This is a genomic window from Streptomyces sp. NBC_01317, assembly GCF_035961655.1.
In the GTDB taxonomy this organism is placed as follows: Bacteria; Actinomycetota; Actinomycetes; order Streptomycetales; family Streptomycetaceae; genus Streptomyces.
This window is the reverse complement of record NZ_CP108393.1, coordinates 349,635-363,284: the sequence shown is the minus strand read 5'-3', so window position 1 is coordinate 363,284 and position 13,650 is coordinate 349,635. Positions and strand designations below refer to the sequence as shown.

General features: G+C 72.1%; 15 protein-coding genes. 10 read left to right on the top strand and 5 right to left on the bottom strand.

What is annotated here, in order from left to right:
- Positions 1–60 precede the first annotated feature (60 nt).
- The 3 genes from OG349_RS01450 to OG349_RS01440 all read left to right on the top strand — a co-directional run bounded on the left by OG349_RS01450 (position 61) and on the right by OG349_RS01440 (position 2,415).
- Positions 61–624, top strand: coding sequence for a cupin domain-containing protein (locus tag OG349_RS01450; protein ID WP_327232803.1), 564 nt, complete (start codon positions 61–63; stop codon positions 622–624).
- Positions 625–650: 26 nt separating this feature from the next.
- Positions 651–1,259, top strand: coding sequence for a hypothetical protein (locus OG349_RS01445; protein ID WP_327232802.1), 609 nt, complete (start codon positions 651–653; stop codon positions 1,257–1,259).
- Positions 1,260–1,362: 103 nt separating this feature from the next.
- Entirely contained in the window at positions 1,363–2,415 is a 1,053-nt protein-coding gene (locus OG349_RS01440) for a PrsW family intramembrane metalloprotease (RefSeq protein WP_327232801.1), read from the top strand.
- Here the strand turns inward: OG349_RS01440 and OG349_RS01435 are convergent.
- Positions 2,384–3,364, bottom strand: a complete 981-nt coding sequence (locus OG349_RS01435) for a ScbA/BarX family gamma-butyrolactone biosynthesis protein (RefSeq protein ID WP_327232800.1) — start codon at positions 3,362–3,364, stop codon at positions 2,384–2,386. The two genes, OG349_RS01440 and OG349_RS01435, sit on opposite strands and share 32 nt — an antisense overlap.
- Before the next feature lie 379 nt (positions 3,365–3,743).
- Between OG349_RS01435 and OG349_RS01430 the strand changes: the two genes are divergently transcribed.
- From OG349_RS01430 to OG349_RS01400, 7 genes are all read left to right on the top strand, one after another.
- Complete coding sequence (locus OG349_RS01430) at positions 3,744–4,403, top strand: ScbR family autoregulator-binding transcription factor (RefSeq protein WP_327232799.1); 660 nt, start codon at positions 3,744–3,746, stop codon at positions 4,401–4,403.
- Between the two features lie 197 nt (positions 4,404–4,600).
- Positions 4,601–5,425, top strand: a complete 825-nt coding sequence (locus tag OG349_RS01425) for an AfsR/SARP family transcriptional regulator (RefSeq protein WP_327232798.1) — start codon at positions 4,601–4,603, stop codon at positions 5,423–5,425.
- A gap of 289 nt (positions 5,426–5,714) precedes the next feature.
- The gene (gene fabG, locus OG349_RS01420; protein WP_327238404.1) at positions 5,715–6,500 is read left to right on the top strand and encodes a 3-oxoacyl-ACP reductase FabG; all 786 of its coding nucleotides are present in this window, start codon (positions 5,715–5,717) and stop codon (positions 6,498–6,500) included.
- Positions 6,501–6,581: 81 nt separating this feature from the next.
- Complete coding sequence (locus OG349_RS01415; RefSeq protein ID WP_327232797.1) at positions 6,582–7,421, top strand: NmrA family NAD(P)-binding protein; 840 nt, start codon at positions 6,582–6,584, stop codon at positions 7,419–7,421.
- A gap of 132 nt (positions 7,422–7,553) precedes the next feature.
- Positions 7,554–8,207: a hemerythrin domain-containing protein gene (locus OG349_RS01410; RefSeq protein ID WP_327232796.1), complete on the top strand. Its 654-nt coding sequence runs from the start codon at positions 7,554–7,556 to the stop codon at positions 8,205–8,207.
- Between the two features lie 11 nt (positions 8,208–8,218).
- Entirely contained in the window at positions 8,219–8,779 is a 561-nt protein-coding gene (locus tag OG349_RS01405) for an anthrone oxygenase family protein (protein WP_327232795.1), read from the top strand.
- Between the two features lie 161 nt (positions 8,780–8,940).
- Positions 8,941–9,933: an AraC family transcriptional regulator gene (locus tag OG349_RS01400; protein WP_327232794.1), complete on the top strand. Its 993-nt coding sequence runs from the start codon at positions 8,941–8,943 to the stop codon at positions 9,931–9,933.
- Here OG349_RS01400 and OG349_RS01395 read toward each other — a convergent pair.
- From OG349_RS01395 to OG349_RS01380, 4 genes are all read right to left on the bottom strand, one after another.
- A complete protein-coding gene (locus OG349_RS01395) occupies positions 9,860–10,639 on the bottom strand; it encodes a 4'-phosphopantetheinyl transferase family protein (RefSeq protein WP_327232793.1) in 780 nt (259 codons plus the stop codon). The two genes, OG349_RS01400 and OG349_RS01395, sit on opposite strands and share 74 nt — an antisense overlap.
- Complete coding sequence (locus OG349_RS01390) at positions 10,636–11,502, bottom strand: alpha/beta fold hydrolase (RefSeq protein WP_327232792.1); 867 nt, start codon at positions 11,500–11,502, stop codon at positions 10,636–10,638. The genes OG349_RS01395 and OG349_RS01390 overlap by 4 nt, the downstream gene beginning before the upstream one ends.
- On the bottom strand, positions 11,499–11,987 hold the full coding sequence (locus tag OG349_RS01385; RefSeq protein ID WP_327232791.1) for an SRPBCC family protein: 489 nt from the start codon (positions 11,985–11,987) through the stop codon (positions 11,499–11,501). The genes OG349_RS01390 and OG349_RS01385 overlap by 4 nt, the downstream gene beginning before the upstream one ends.
- Positions 11,988–12,115: 128 nt before the next feature.
- Complete coding sequence (locus tag OG349_RS01380; protein WP_327232790.1) at positions 12,116–13,639, bottom strand: FAD-binding protein; 1,524 nt, start codon at positions 13,637–13,639, stop codon at positions 12,116–12,118.
- Between the last annotated feature and the right edge of the window lie 11 nt (positions 13,640–13,650).

Here is a 13,650-nt window from a genome sequence, read left to right as displayed (position 1 = left end):
CCGTACCCGTCTCCGCCTTCCTCTGCCGCCTTTCCCTTCCGTCTCTTTCCGGAGGACCGCATGACCCTGATGACCCAGCGGGCCGGGCTCGCGCGCACCGAAGGCCTGGTCGTCCCGCCGGGCGGGGGCACGACCGTCCGTACCGCCTCCCAGGAGGTGACCTTCAAGGTCACCGGCGAACACTCCCGGGTCTCCTCCAGCTTCGAGGTCGTCGTCCCGCCGGGCTTCGACGTGGGCGCGCACCGGCACGCGCACAGCGAGGAGCTGTTCTACGTCCTCGACGGCGAGCTGGACGTGCTGGCGTTCGAACCACGGGTGCTCAGCGAGGACTGGCGGCACTGGGAGTCCGCGTCGGGCCGCACGGTCGTACGGGCGACGCCCGGCACGGTCATCGTCGTCCCGCCGGGCTGCCCGCACGCGTTCGCCAACGCCGGCGACGGACCCGCGCGCATGTTCTTCCAGTCGTCCCCGCCCACGGACCACGAGCGGTACTTCGAGGAACTGCTCGACATCCTCAAGCAGGAGGGCGCACCGGACCCCGACGCCGTCAACGAGCTGCGCGTGCGCTACGACATCCAGCAGCTCACGCCCCTGCGGCACGACGCCCGGAAGGAAGCGGTCTAGGGGACGACGGGTACGGGCACAGAGGCATGGCGGACGCACCGGTCACGCGACACCCGCCCGCGCGGCCGTCCCGGCCGACGCGGTGGGCCGTCGCGGGGGTCCTGTGCGTCGTGCTGGCGCTGACCGTCGGCTGGTCGCTGATCGACGGCGCCCTCGACGACGACGAGCCCGTACGGGACAACACGGAGCTGGTGCTGGGGCCGGGCGACGACACGCTCGTCCTGCGGGTGGTGGGCGGGGGCTGGCAGCTGAGCAAGGCGGGGAGCGACTCCGGCAGCGGCCTGTCCCTGTCGCGCGACGGTGTCGACTTCGTCGCGAGTTACGTCGCCGTCCCCGTCACCACCACCGCCGACGCCGGGGAGCTGTGGCCGGGGCTGCGCAGGATCCAGTCGGCGGTGGACAGCGACATCGTGCTGGGCGCGCCGACCCGGGCCACCAGTGCCGGGGGAGCACCGGGCGCGACCGGGACGCTGCGCAGGGGCGGCCGCGCGGGCCGGGCCGCCGTGTGGGTGTCGCCGGGGCAGGACTACGCCGTCGAGATCACCGTACTGGCGGAGCCGGACGCGGACCCCGACGCCCTGGCGGACGGGCTCGCGCAGGCCCGCGAGGTCGCCTTCCCCGGGGGCGTCCTGTGAGCCCGGCCCCGGCGCGGGTCCGCGAAGTGGTGTCCGGCTCGCGACACCGGGCACGCGCGCCCCGCCCTCCGGGCGAACGAGCCCACGGCGCGGACACACCCCGGTGACCACCCTCGGCGCGTCCGCCGGGCGCAGGGTCGTGGGCCTGATGTGGGCCGTCCTCTGCGCGGCCGGCGCGGCGCTGATCCTCTACGACTTCTCGGGCCTCGTCCGGGTCTTCCCCGGCTCCGCCCTGCTGGCCGCGGCGCTGCTGCTGCTCACCGTCCTCGTCGGGGTGGGCATTTTGGAACAGGCGCGCCCCGTCCGGCCGCCGTCCCGCCCCTGGGCCTGGAGCGGCGTCGCCTGGGGCGGCACCGCGGCGACGGGCAGCGCCATCGTGGCCAACACCGGACTCCAGGGGGTCTGGTTCAAGACCGGCGGGATCGACTTCGGCTCGCGCTGGGGCGCGGCCCTCACGGCCCCGCTGAACGAGGAACTCCTCAAGGTGTCCGGTGTGCTGCTGATCGCCCTCGGGTCGCGGCGGCTGGTCCGCGGGCCGCTGGACGGCTTCTTCCTGGGCGCCTTCACCGGACTGGGCTTCCAGGTCGTCGAGAACTGGACCTTCGCGATGAACTCCCTCGTGATCGCCGGGGGGATCGACGAGGGCGCCGCCGTCGGCCAGTCCTTCACCACCCGGGTGGTGCTCACAGGCATCGGCTCGCACTGGGCCATGACGGCGGTGGCGGGCACCGGGGTCGGGATCCTGCTCGCCCACCGCTCCCCGCCGGCGCCGCGGCGCCACCTCGCGGCCCTGCTCTGCCTGCTGACGGCGATGGGCATGCACTGGTTCTTCGACTCGCCGTTCCTCCAGTCCGTCGCGGGCATCGCGGGCAAGGCGGTCCTCAACTTCCTGGTCGCCCTCGGCTTCTACCTCGTCCTGCGGCGCGGGGTACGGGACCGGGCCCGCGCCTTCCTGCTGTCCCCGGAGACCGGCCTGTCCCCGGACCTGCTCACCCGGGGATCGCGGCGGCGCGCGCTGCGCGGGGTGCCTCCCGCGCAGCGCGCGGACGCGGCGGCGCGTGCCGCCCTCTACCTGGACGAGGTGGAGGAACACGCGGCGGTACGCCCCCTGCCCGGCCGGGACGTCAGTCCCTGGACGCGCTCACCACGCAGCTGAAGACCTGCTCACCCTCCTGATGGCCGGTCACCAGGACCGACGCCAGGCCCGCGAAGTCCTCGGGCAGGACCCGGGCCTCGACCCGGCACGGGAGGTCCAGCTCCGCGTAACGGTCGAACGAGCCGGTGAAGCTGGTCAGGACGCGGTCTCCCGCGCCCAGCGTCACCAGAGTGGCCTGCCGGGCCGCTTCGAGCAGCAGCATGCCCGGTATGTGGTCGACCGGGTGGTCGAAGAGCACCGGGTGGGTGGTGTCGGTGCGCAGCTGCCATACGCCGGCGCCGTCGTCGGTCGGGGAGAGCACCACGTCGAACGGCGCGGAGCGGCCGACGTCCGGCGGCGGTACGGGTGTCCCCAGCGGGTGCCGGTGTGCCGAGGACTCCGTACCGGCCCGCCCGCCCCGCAGGCGCCGGTAGACGGCGGGGGAGGCGCACGCGAAGGACGCGCCCCCGGTGGCGACGATCTGGCCGTCCCGGTGGACCACGGCCTCGTAGCGCATCGAGGCCAGTTCGGAGCCGCGTCTGCGTATCTCCGAGCAGCGGACGTCGAGTTCGAGGTCCGCGGGGACCCCGGTCACCGCGAGGTGCCGCGGGTCGACGGTGAACGACAGGTCCCGCATGAGGAACTGATGCCCCAGAGGCACGCCGAACTCGGCGTGGGACAGCAGGGAACCGACCTGACGAATGGTTTCCGCCGTGAGCAGCGGGTCGTGCCGGCCGAGGACGGCGCTGTAGAAGCCGTGCAGCCGGGGCCACTGGGCCGTCACGGCGAAGTGCGTGGCGTCGACGCGGCGCCAGCCGGTGAGCAGGACCTCCGCCACCGCCGCGCGGTGCACGAACTCCTTCGGAACCGTGGTGGTCAGCGGTGGTGCCGGCGGGCCGGACGGGCGGGACGGGCCGTAGAGACCGGCGGAGCCGGACGTGTCGTTCATCCGGAATGTCGTTTCGGACATGGAGCCTCCCCAAGGAGCACGGATCACGGGTGAAGGACGAGAGCGGTACAGCTCCCCCGAAGCGGGAAATATACATACCGACCGGTATAGTCGACAGGCTTCTGGGCGGCTTCCACGTAAATACTGGGTCGCCACGCCGAGTAAGCGTAAGAACACACGTGTCACTGGCGAACTGGCGTCCAGGCATGGTTCATTCGGTCGAGTGGATCTCCAGATGTTCTCCGGCCAATCTTGAGCGGGCCTTGAGCCGGTGGCCGACCAGGAGCGCCTTCAGCTGGCGGAGTTGTGTATTCCATATACAAACCGCCCCGGCGGTTTGTTAATGTCGTGCCGCAACGTGCGCGTCGCTGCCGGTCCTCCCGACACCTTGGAGATGTTGATGGTCAAGCAGGAGCGCGCCGCCCGTACCCGGCGGTCGTTGATCCTCGCCGCCGCGGAGGTCTTCGCGGAGGAAGGATTTGTGTCCGCCTCACTCACGGCGATCAGCCGCCGGGCCGGGGTGAGCAACGGGGCCCTGCATTTCCACTTCGACAGCAAGAGCGCCCTGGCCGGCGGGGTCGAGGAAGAGGCCGTGCGGCGGGTGCGGCGGCTCACCGTCGTGGCGGGTGCCGACGGGCCCGCCGCTCTCCAGCTTCTGGTGGACAGTACCCACGCACTGATGTGCGGACTCGACGACGATGTGGTCGTCCGCGCCGGATTCGAGCTGAGCGGCGACATCTCCCGCGTCGGCGGCGTCGATCTGCGGCGTGAGTGGCGGTCCTGGATCGAGACCGTACTACAGCGGGCGGCGGCTCAGGGCGCTCTGGCCGACGGGGTGTCGCACGACGACGCGGTGGGCGCGATCGTGGCTGCGACGGTCGGTTTCCAGGTACTTGGCTCAAGGGACGACAAGGACTGGATCTCTCAGCGTACGCTGACCGGGTTCTGGGAGCTGATGCTGCCGAGACTGGCGGCGCGGGACGCGCTGGACACAGTGGTGACCTGCGGCTCCCGCTGTGTTGTCGGTGCGCCCGGAATGCCGGTCGAGGAGCCCGTGTGACGGGCGCGCGCTGACCGATTTCCGCCCGTACGGTGACGAAGGGGCGAGGTTGGTGTACACAGCGTTAACAAAAAACAGTCTGGACGGTTTGATATTGACAAACCGTCTGTCCTGTTTTTGAATCCATGCGCAGCAATCGCACCCCGTGAGCGGCCTCGAACGGCACTGACTTCACCTTGCAGGGATAGGGGAGACGCGTGGACATCGACGTACTGGGCGCATTGGCTGTGAGACAGAACGGGAAATCGATCACTCCGACGGCGCCCAAGCCCCGTCAGGTGCTCGCCGTCCTGGCCCTCCACGCGGACCAGGTGGTGCCGGTGGCCGCGCTGATCGAGGAGCTGTGGGCGGGCGAGCCCCCGCGCAGTGCCAGGACGACCCTCCAGACGTACGTCCTCCAGCTGCGGTCCCTGATAGCGACGGCACTCAAGGCCGAGCCGGAGGGCGGGGGCGAGCGTACCGCCAAGGACATCCTGATCACGCTCCCCGGCGGCTACCGGCTCGACACCGGCGGCGGGACGAGCGACGTCAAGGAGTTCGACCGGCTCGCCGGGCTCGGGTACCGGGCGGCCGACGCCGGCGACTACCCGCGCGCCGCCCGGCAGTTGAGGGAAGCGCTCGCCCTGTGGACGGGCCCGCCCTTCGCCGACGTCCAGTGCGGGGCGCAGCTCGACATGGAGATCAAGCGCCTGGAGGAGTCGCGCCTGTGCGCGCTCGACCAGCGCATCGAGGCGGACCTGCGGCTGGGCCGGCACCGCGAGCTGCTCGCCGAACTGACCGTGCTGGTCAGCCGCTACCGCACCCACGAGAACCTGCACGGCCAGTTCATGCTCGCCCTCCACCGTTCCGGCCGCCGGGGCGAGGCGCTGAGCGTCTATCAGCGGCTGCGCTCGACGCTGGTCAAGGAGTTGGGCCTGGAGCCCTCCGCGGGCGTCCGGCGGCTCCAGCGTTCGATCCTGATGGCGGGCCCCGAGGCGGCCCCGGCGGAGACCTCCCGCGAACCGCTCGTCCGGGTGAGCTGAGTACGACCCCGGCGCGCGCCCGCGATAAATGTTTCCGGCGTGTAAGTGAACGGCATATGCCGACAGGGAATTCTGGGTTGTCGGCGCTGTCCGGCGGGTGCGTGGAATGGGTGGGTGCCCTGGTCGAAAGCATGGAGACGTGCTCGACAGGTACTCAAGAATTCAAGGAAAGCGATCCCTGCGCGGATAACGTCTCCGAGTCGAAGAGCGGTTGTCCGACGGAGATTCGACGACGCGGAGGGAAGCCGTGGGAATTCAGGTACGGGGGGCCGGGCACCGGCCGGGAGCGATGGGGGCGCTGGCCGGCCCGGTCGCCCTGATCACCGGTGCGACCCGGGGAATAGGCCTGGCCATAGCGCGGGAACTGGGGCGGCGGGGACATCGTGTCTTTGTCTGCGCGCGCACCGCGCACCACGTCAAGCAGACGGTCGAGGATCTCCGCGCGGAGGGGCTGCGCGCCGAAGGCGCGGCGGCCGACGTACGGGACCGGAGGTCGGTCGCCGCTCTGGTGGCCGCGGTGGTAGGGGAGTTCGGTCCGGTGAACGTCCTGGTGAACAACGCGGGCCGGGGTGGTGGCGGCCCGCTCGCCGAGATGACCGACGAACTCTGGTACGACGTGATCGACACCAATCTCAACGGTGTCTTCCTGCTCACCCGTGAAGTGCTGCGCAGCGGCGGCCTGATGGAGGCCGGCCACGGCCGCATCATCAACATCGCCTCGGTCGCCGGGAAGCAGGGCGTCCTGCTGGGCTCCCCGTACTCCGCGTCCAAGCACGGAGTGGTCGGCTTCACCCGGTCGCTCGGCAAGGAGCTGGCGCCGGCCGGGGTCACCGTGAACGCGGTCTGTCCCGGCTATGTGGAGACCCCGATGGCCGAACAGGTCAGACAGGGGTACGCCGCCGCCTGGGACACCACCGAGGAGTTCGTCCAGGAGCAGTTCGAGGCGAAGATCCCGCTCGGCCGCTACACCACCGCCGAGGAGGTGGCGAGCCTGGTCGGCTTCCTCGCGAGCGAGGGCGCCGCGTCCGTCACCGGCCAGGCGATCAACGTCTGCGGGGGGCTGGGCAGTTCCTGAGCGCGGGATGTTGGACGCACGCGTATGGAACTGAGCTTTGCGGCTATGTACCGTCTCAGCCGGGTGCACTTGACTGGAGCCATGACACAGACCACGCAGGACACCCAGGCAGACAAGAAGACGACACTCGTCATCGGCGGCACCGGCAAGACCGGCCGCAGAGTCGCCGAGCGGCTCGCCGCGCTGGATCTCCCCGTACGCGTCGGTTCGCGCAACGCCGACCGGCCCTTCGTCTGGGAAGAACCCGCCACCTGGGAGGGCGCGCTGGAAGGCGTGGGAGCCGTCTACGTCACGTACTACCCCGACCTCGCCTTCCCCGGCGCGGCCGAGGCCGTCGAGGCCTTCTCCGCGTTCGCCGTCGAGCGGGGCGCCCGTCGGCTGGTGCTGCTCTCCGGGCGCGGCGAGGAGGGCGCGCAGGTCAGCGAGAACAAGCTGAAGGACTCCGGCGCCGACTGGACGATCGTGCGGTCGAGCTGGTTCAACCAGAACTTCAGCGAGAGCTTCTTCCTGGACCCCGTCCTCTCCGGTGAGCTGGCCCTGCCGACCGGTGACGCCGTCGAGCCGTTCACGGACGCCGACGACATCGCGGACGTGGTCACCGCCGCGCTGACCGACCCGAAGCACATCGGCAAGACCTACGAACTCTCCGGGCCCCGGCTGCTGAGCTTCCAGGACGTGGCCCAGGAGCTGTCCAAGGCCACCGGGCGGGAGATCACGTACATCCCGGTCGCCCTTGACGACTACCGCGCCGTCCTGGCGGAGAACGGGCTGCCGGTCGAGTTCGCCGACCTCTTCGGCCTCATCCTCGACGGCCGCAACGCGCACGTCGTGAACGGCGTGGAGGAGGCCCTGGGCCGCAAGGCCCGCGACTTCTCCGACTACGCCAGGGACGCCGCCGCCACCGGCGTGTGGAACGTCTGACCTCGCGTCACACCGTCCTGTGGTCGCGGCCCGCACCGAGCGGGCCGCGACCGCGGGCCGCGCGCACCGGCGCGTGACGACGCCCACGACGAGACGTATCGGACGAGTCGTATCAGCCACGAGGAGGCGGCCATGAGTAGTCCCATGTCGAGCGAGCACGGCCTCGGTTCCCTGCCCGGTCACTTCCACGGGTTCGCGCTGATGCACATCGCGATGCGCCGCGACGCCCGGCGGCTGCTGGCCGCCGCGCCCCTGCTGACCCGCGCCGGGCTCGGGCCGGCCGGCGCCTGGTGGCAGCAGCTGCGCGACATCATCGACTGGCACCACCGCAGCGAGGACGACGTCCTGTGGCCGGGACTGCTCGCCAGGGCCCCGCAGTTCGCCGCCGAGGCGCGGCTGCTCGGCGAGGACCACGCGGTCCTCGACCGGGCCATGGAGGCGGTTTCGGCCGTGCTGCGCCCCGGCGGTGACCCCGCCGCGGTGGAGCAGGCGGCCACCCGCTTCGACTCCGTGCTGAGGGACCACCTCAAGGACGAGGAGGCGGTCTCGTTCCCCGTCTTCGCGCGGCTCTCCCCCGAGGAGTACCTCGCGGTCGAGCGGAAGGTGATCGCCAGCGCCCCGCTCAAGGTCATGACGGCGCTCCAGCCCTGGATGTTCGACGGCGCGGACAAGCGGTCGGTGGCGCAGGTCGCCGCGACCATCCCGCCGCCCGTCCGGGTCATCGGCAACACCGTGCTGCGCCGGCGCTACGAACGGACCCTCACCGGGGTCACCCGCCCGTCCTGAGAGGAAGCCCGATGCACTCCGTTCCCCCCGAGGTCCCCGGCGTACCGGCGGCCGTACGCCCCCGTGACCTGGCGACCCGCCCCGTGCTCGTCGCCGCGACCATCGGCACCGGACTGATGGCGGGTCTCTACCTCGCCTTCGACGTGTCGGTCATGCCGCGCCTCGCCCGGCGGGACGACGAGGCGTACGTGACCGCGATGCGGCGGATCAACGGGGTCCTCGACAACAGCGGGCTCTTCGGGCTCCTGTTCCTCGGGGTGTTCCTCGCCACGGGGCTCGCGGCGGTCCTCCAGCGGCGCCGGGAGCGGCCGGAGGCGGCGCGCTGGACCGGTGCGGCCACCGCGCTCTACGCGCTCTCGGTCGCCGTCACCGTGTGCGTGAACCTGCCGCTCAACAGGCGGCTGGCGCGGGCCGGTTCATCCTCCGGCGCCGACCTCGCGGCCGTACGGAAGGCATTCGACCTGCCGTGGCGGTCCGCCAACGTCGCGCGCACGCTGGCCTGTACGGCGGCCCTGGGCGCCCTCGGGCGCGCGCTGGTCCTGCACGGCAGGGGCCCGGCGCGGAGCGCCTGAGAGCCGTTCTCTCTCTCCCCCCCCGAACTGCGCCCGCCCTCCTTCTCGTTCCCCCGCGAGGAGGGCGGGCGCATACCACCCGGCGCGCCCACCGCGTGCCGAGTTGAGACGGATCATGTGGAACCGGTGTCTTTTCATACGGCGTCGTCTAAGGTGATGACATGGACACTCTGACCGGTCTCCTCGAAGGTCCCAAGGCCCGCGGCGCGTTCCTCCTCAAGTCCGTCTTCAACCCGCCGTGGTCGCTCCGGGTCGAGGACCGGGCCCCGATCTCCGTGGTCACCATGGTGCGCGGCGACGCCTGGGTGATCCCCGACAACGGGGACCCGGTGCTGCTGTGTCCCGGGGACGTCGCCGTGATGCGCGGCCCCGACGCGTACACCATCGCCGACGACCTCGACACGCCCCTCCAGATCGTCGTCGGACCCGAACAGCGCTGCAACACCACCGAGGGCGAGGACGTCACGGAGACGATGGCCCTCGGGGTACGCACCTGGGGCGACGACAGCAGGACCGGCTCCTCGGTCATGCTCAGCGGCACGTATCAGGCGCCCAGCGAGATCGGCCGGCGTCTGCTGGCCGCGCTGCCGGTCCTGCTCGTACGGCCCGCGGAGGCGGGACCCAACCCACTCGTGGCGCTGCTCGCCGACGAGATCGGCAAGGACGAGATCGGCCAGGAGCTGGTCCTGGACCGGCTGTTGGACCTGCTGCTCGTCAGTGTGCTGCGCACCTGGCTGGCGGTCCCCGGGTCCGGCGCGCCCGCGTGGTACCGCGCGCAGAGCGACCCCGTGGTGGGTCCCGCGCTGCGGCTGCTCCACGAACAGCCCGGGAAGGCCTGGACGGTGGCGTCGCTCGCCGACACCGTCGGCGTCTCGCGCGCGGGCCTCGCCCGCCACTTCACCCACCTCGTCGGAGAGCCCCCGATGGCGTACCTGACGGGCTGGCGCCTCACCCTCGCCGCGGACCTGCTGAGGGAACCGGACGCGACGGTGGCCACGGTGGCGCGCCGGGTGGGCTACAGCGGGGCGTTCGCGCTGAGCGCGGCCTTCAAGCGGGTGCGGGGCGTGAGCCCGCAGCAGTTCAGGAAGGGCAGCGGGTCCCCGTCGGCGCACCGGCAGGGCGCTCCGGCCCGTATCGTCGTGCTGGACCGCTGACCGGGGCGAGCGGACCGGCCGGGGGGAGCGGCGAGGGCCGTACGGCCCTCAGGGCCACCGCCGTCAGCAGCAGCTCCCCACGCACCAGCCAGCGCCCCGCGTAATGCGTAGGGGCGTGTACGGGAGGGTCCGCCGGGTGCAGACACGCCAGGAACGTACCGTCGGCGGCCGGCTCGACGCGGGCGTCCGCGAAACCCAGCCACCGGCCCGTCGCCGGGAACCACGCCTTGTACACCGCTTCCTTCGCCGAGAACAGCAGCCGGTCCCACGGCACGCCCGGCTGTGCGGCGGCCAGTTGCTCCACCACCGCCCTCTCGCCGTCCGACGTCACCAGGCCGAGGACCCCGGGCGGCAACGGCTCGGCGGGCTCCGCGTCGATGCCGAGCGCCGCGATGTCGGTGGTCCTCGCCACCACCGCGGCCCGGTAGCCGTCGCAATGGGTGATGCTCCCCACCACCCCCGCCGGCCACTGCGGCGCACCGCCCGCGCCCGGCAGCAACGGCGCGGGCGCCAGGCCCAGTTGGGACAGCGAGCGGCGCGCACAGGCGCGGGCGGTCGCGAACTGCCGCTGCCGCCGCTCCCACCGGCCGGCCATCAGCGCGGCCTCCTCGGGAAACAGCGGCGCGGGCGCCAGGTCGTCGAACGCTTCGGCCGACCTGACGCCCGGAGGCAGGATCTCGTCGATCACGGTGGTGGACGGCGTCACGGCCGGGGTCGGGCCAGCAGCCCGGCCACGGCCCGTACGACATCTCCGGGACGCTCCAGCGGCAGCATGTGCCCCGCGCCCGGCAACTGTTCGAACCGCGCGTCCGGCAGCGAGGCCGCCACCGCCTTGCCCAGCGCCGGAGCGATGACCCGGTCGTTCTCCCCTGCCAGCACCACGGCGGGCGTGGTGACGGCGGCCAGCTTCGCCCGCAGGTCCATGCCGCGCGACGAGCTGAAGCAGTCCGCGCGCACCTGAGGCGACGCCGCCGCGAACATCTGCCGGTTGACCTCCAGGGCGCACGGGTCGACCTTCTTGCCCATCGTCTGGCCCAGCAGCCGCCGGCCGAGCGCGGGCCGCGCCAGCGCCCGGGAGAACAACGCGCTGCCCATCATGCGTACTTCACTGTCCGGGGTGTCCTGGTCGTGCGCGGCGGTGCCCAGCAGCACCAGCCCGCGCAGCCGCCGCGCGAGGGAGGGCTCGGCGGTGGCGTACTCCATCGCCGCGAAACCGCCACCCGAGTGCCCGACCAGTACCGCGTCCCGCGAGCCCGTCTCGCCCAGCACGGCCGCCAGGTCGGCGCCGAGCCGCCGGATCGAGATGGGCTCGGTGCCGAGGCCGGACGCGCCGTGCCCGCGCTGGTCGTACAGCACCACGCGGTGGCCGTCCCTGATCAGCCGGTCGGCGACCGTGCCCCAGACCCGGCGCCCCGCCGCCCAGCCGTGCGCCAGCACGACCGTGGTCCCGCTGCCGGGCCCGGGGCTCAGGGGGCCGAGGACGGTGACGGCGAGGGCGGCGCCGTCGTCGGTGCGGACCGTCGTCTCCTCGGTGAGCGAGCCCGCGGGAAGCTTCGTGAGGGCGCTCATCGGGACGCGCCGTCCCGGGCCCCGGCCAGCCGCCGGTCCAGCGCCGCGAAGGCCGCGAGGGTCGCCTTGGAGTGCTCGGCGCCGATGTCGGCGAGCTTGGAGATGACCTTCAGCTTGCCGTGCGGCCGGCCCTGGAAGTGCATGCGCACCCGGGTACGGTCCCCGCCGTCGAGCGGCTCCAGGACAAACGTGGCAGGACCGCGGAAGACCCCGTCGACGTATTCGACCGCCAGCCGGCGGCCCGGGTCCACGGACAGGGTGCGCGAGGTGAAGCGGAGCTTGAGCCCGCCCTTGTCGACGCCCTTGGTGTGGACGGTCACCGCGACCTCACCCCCCACGACGTCGGGCGCGCCGGTCACGGTCTCGAAGGTGTTCGCCGGGACCCACCAGGCGGCGGCGCCGCGGAACTCGGCGACGAGCGCGTCCCAGACGGCGTCCGCGGGGGCGCCGACCACCGCCTCGTCGATGATGTCGTATCCGGTCATGGGATCTCCCTGTGCGGTCCTGCGGATGGGGGAGCGGGGCGGGGTCGGTGCGGTGCGGTGCGGTGCGAGGAAAAGAGCGGGAAGAGCGGGCAGGGGCGGAGCCGCGGAGAGACCCCGCCCCCGGTCGGTCAGCCGAAGAAACCCTGGCCGGGGGTGAGGATGCCCGCCGGGTCGTAGCGCCGCTTCGCGGAGCAGAACTCGGCGTAGCGGTTGCCGAAGTGCTTCTTCCAGTCCGCCTCCGTCATCCTCGGGACGGCGCCGACCAGGTACCGCTTGGCGCCGAGCGCCACGGCCTTGTCGTACAGCCGCCGGTTCTGCTCCAGCATCCCCTGGATGTCCGGCTCGCCCGGGTGGGGGAAGCGCAGCAGGTCGAAGAGGTAAGCGACCGGCTCGTTCGGCTGGACGGCCAGCGGGCGCTTGAGCTTCGACGTGCGGTACGGGTACGTCAGCAGGAAGCCGGCGCCCAGGTCGTTCGCCGTCAGCTCGGCCTCGGCGATCTTGAGGAACTGCTTGGCCTTGGACGCGGGCAGGAACATGGACAGCCAGGGCTTCGGCTGGAACCAGTACCCCGTCTCCTTGAGGTACGCCTCCGCCGCGTCGAGACGGAAGTTGTAGTCGCGGTACGCCATGTCCTCGATGACGGCCTCCGCCCGGTTGTCCCGCAGCCCCGCGAGCAGCGCCGCGCGGTTCGGGACGGCGGTGCCGTTGTAGACGGCCCCGACCTCCAGCTTGTAACGCCAGCCCGTGTCGTCCGGGGTGCGCTGCAACTCGCCCGCCTGGACCTCGAACCGGCCGTCGGCCAGGACCTTCTCCGAGTCGGCCATGTAGGTCGCCACGTCGTTGTAGTACAGGCTGAAGATGACCGCCCGCTCCTTGAGCGGGACGACGTCCACCGTGGCGCGCAGGATGATGGCGACCTGACCGCCACCGCCCAGGACGGCGTTGAAGAGGTCGGGGCGGACCGTCGGCGAGGTGGTGACCAGCTGGCCGGCGCCCGTGACGACGTCCAGAGACCGGACCGTGTCGACGAGCAGGCCGTACTTGCCCGCCGTACCGCCGATCCCGCCGACGCTCAGCGTGCCGCCGATGGACAGGTGGAGGTAGTCCGGCACCGCCGGCGGCATCTTGCCCTTCGGCGCCGCCGCGTCCGTCAGCTGGCCCCAGGTGACACCCGCGCCCACCGTCGCCGTGGTCGAACCGATGCTGTAGATCTTCGCGAGACCGCGCGCGTCGACCGAGATACCGCCCCGGACCGAGGCCTGGCCGTAGCTGGAGTGCGACTCGATGTCGTCACCGGTGCCGCTGCGCCCGTTGACGGCGATCTTGAGGTTGTTCGCCCTGGCGTAGTTCACCATCGTGACGACGTCCCGGTCCGATCCGGGCACCAGCACCGCCCACGGCACGGCGTCCGTCACCAGACGGCCGAAGTCCCGCCCGAACGGCGCCAGTTCGGCCCCGGACGTCTTCAGCGTCCCGTCCAGCGGCGGTACGGGGGACACCTGGCCGCCGTGCCCGCCGTGCCCGCCGTGGCCCCGGCCGGACTCCGCCGCGGTCGCCCACGTCTGGGTGGTGGCGTTCCAGCCCACCACGGTGGCCGCGGTGGCGGCGATCCCGCCCAGGACCCTGCGCCGAGAAGGAGTGCTGTTGCTCATCTGGTCCGTTC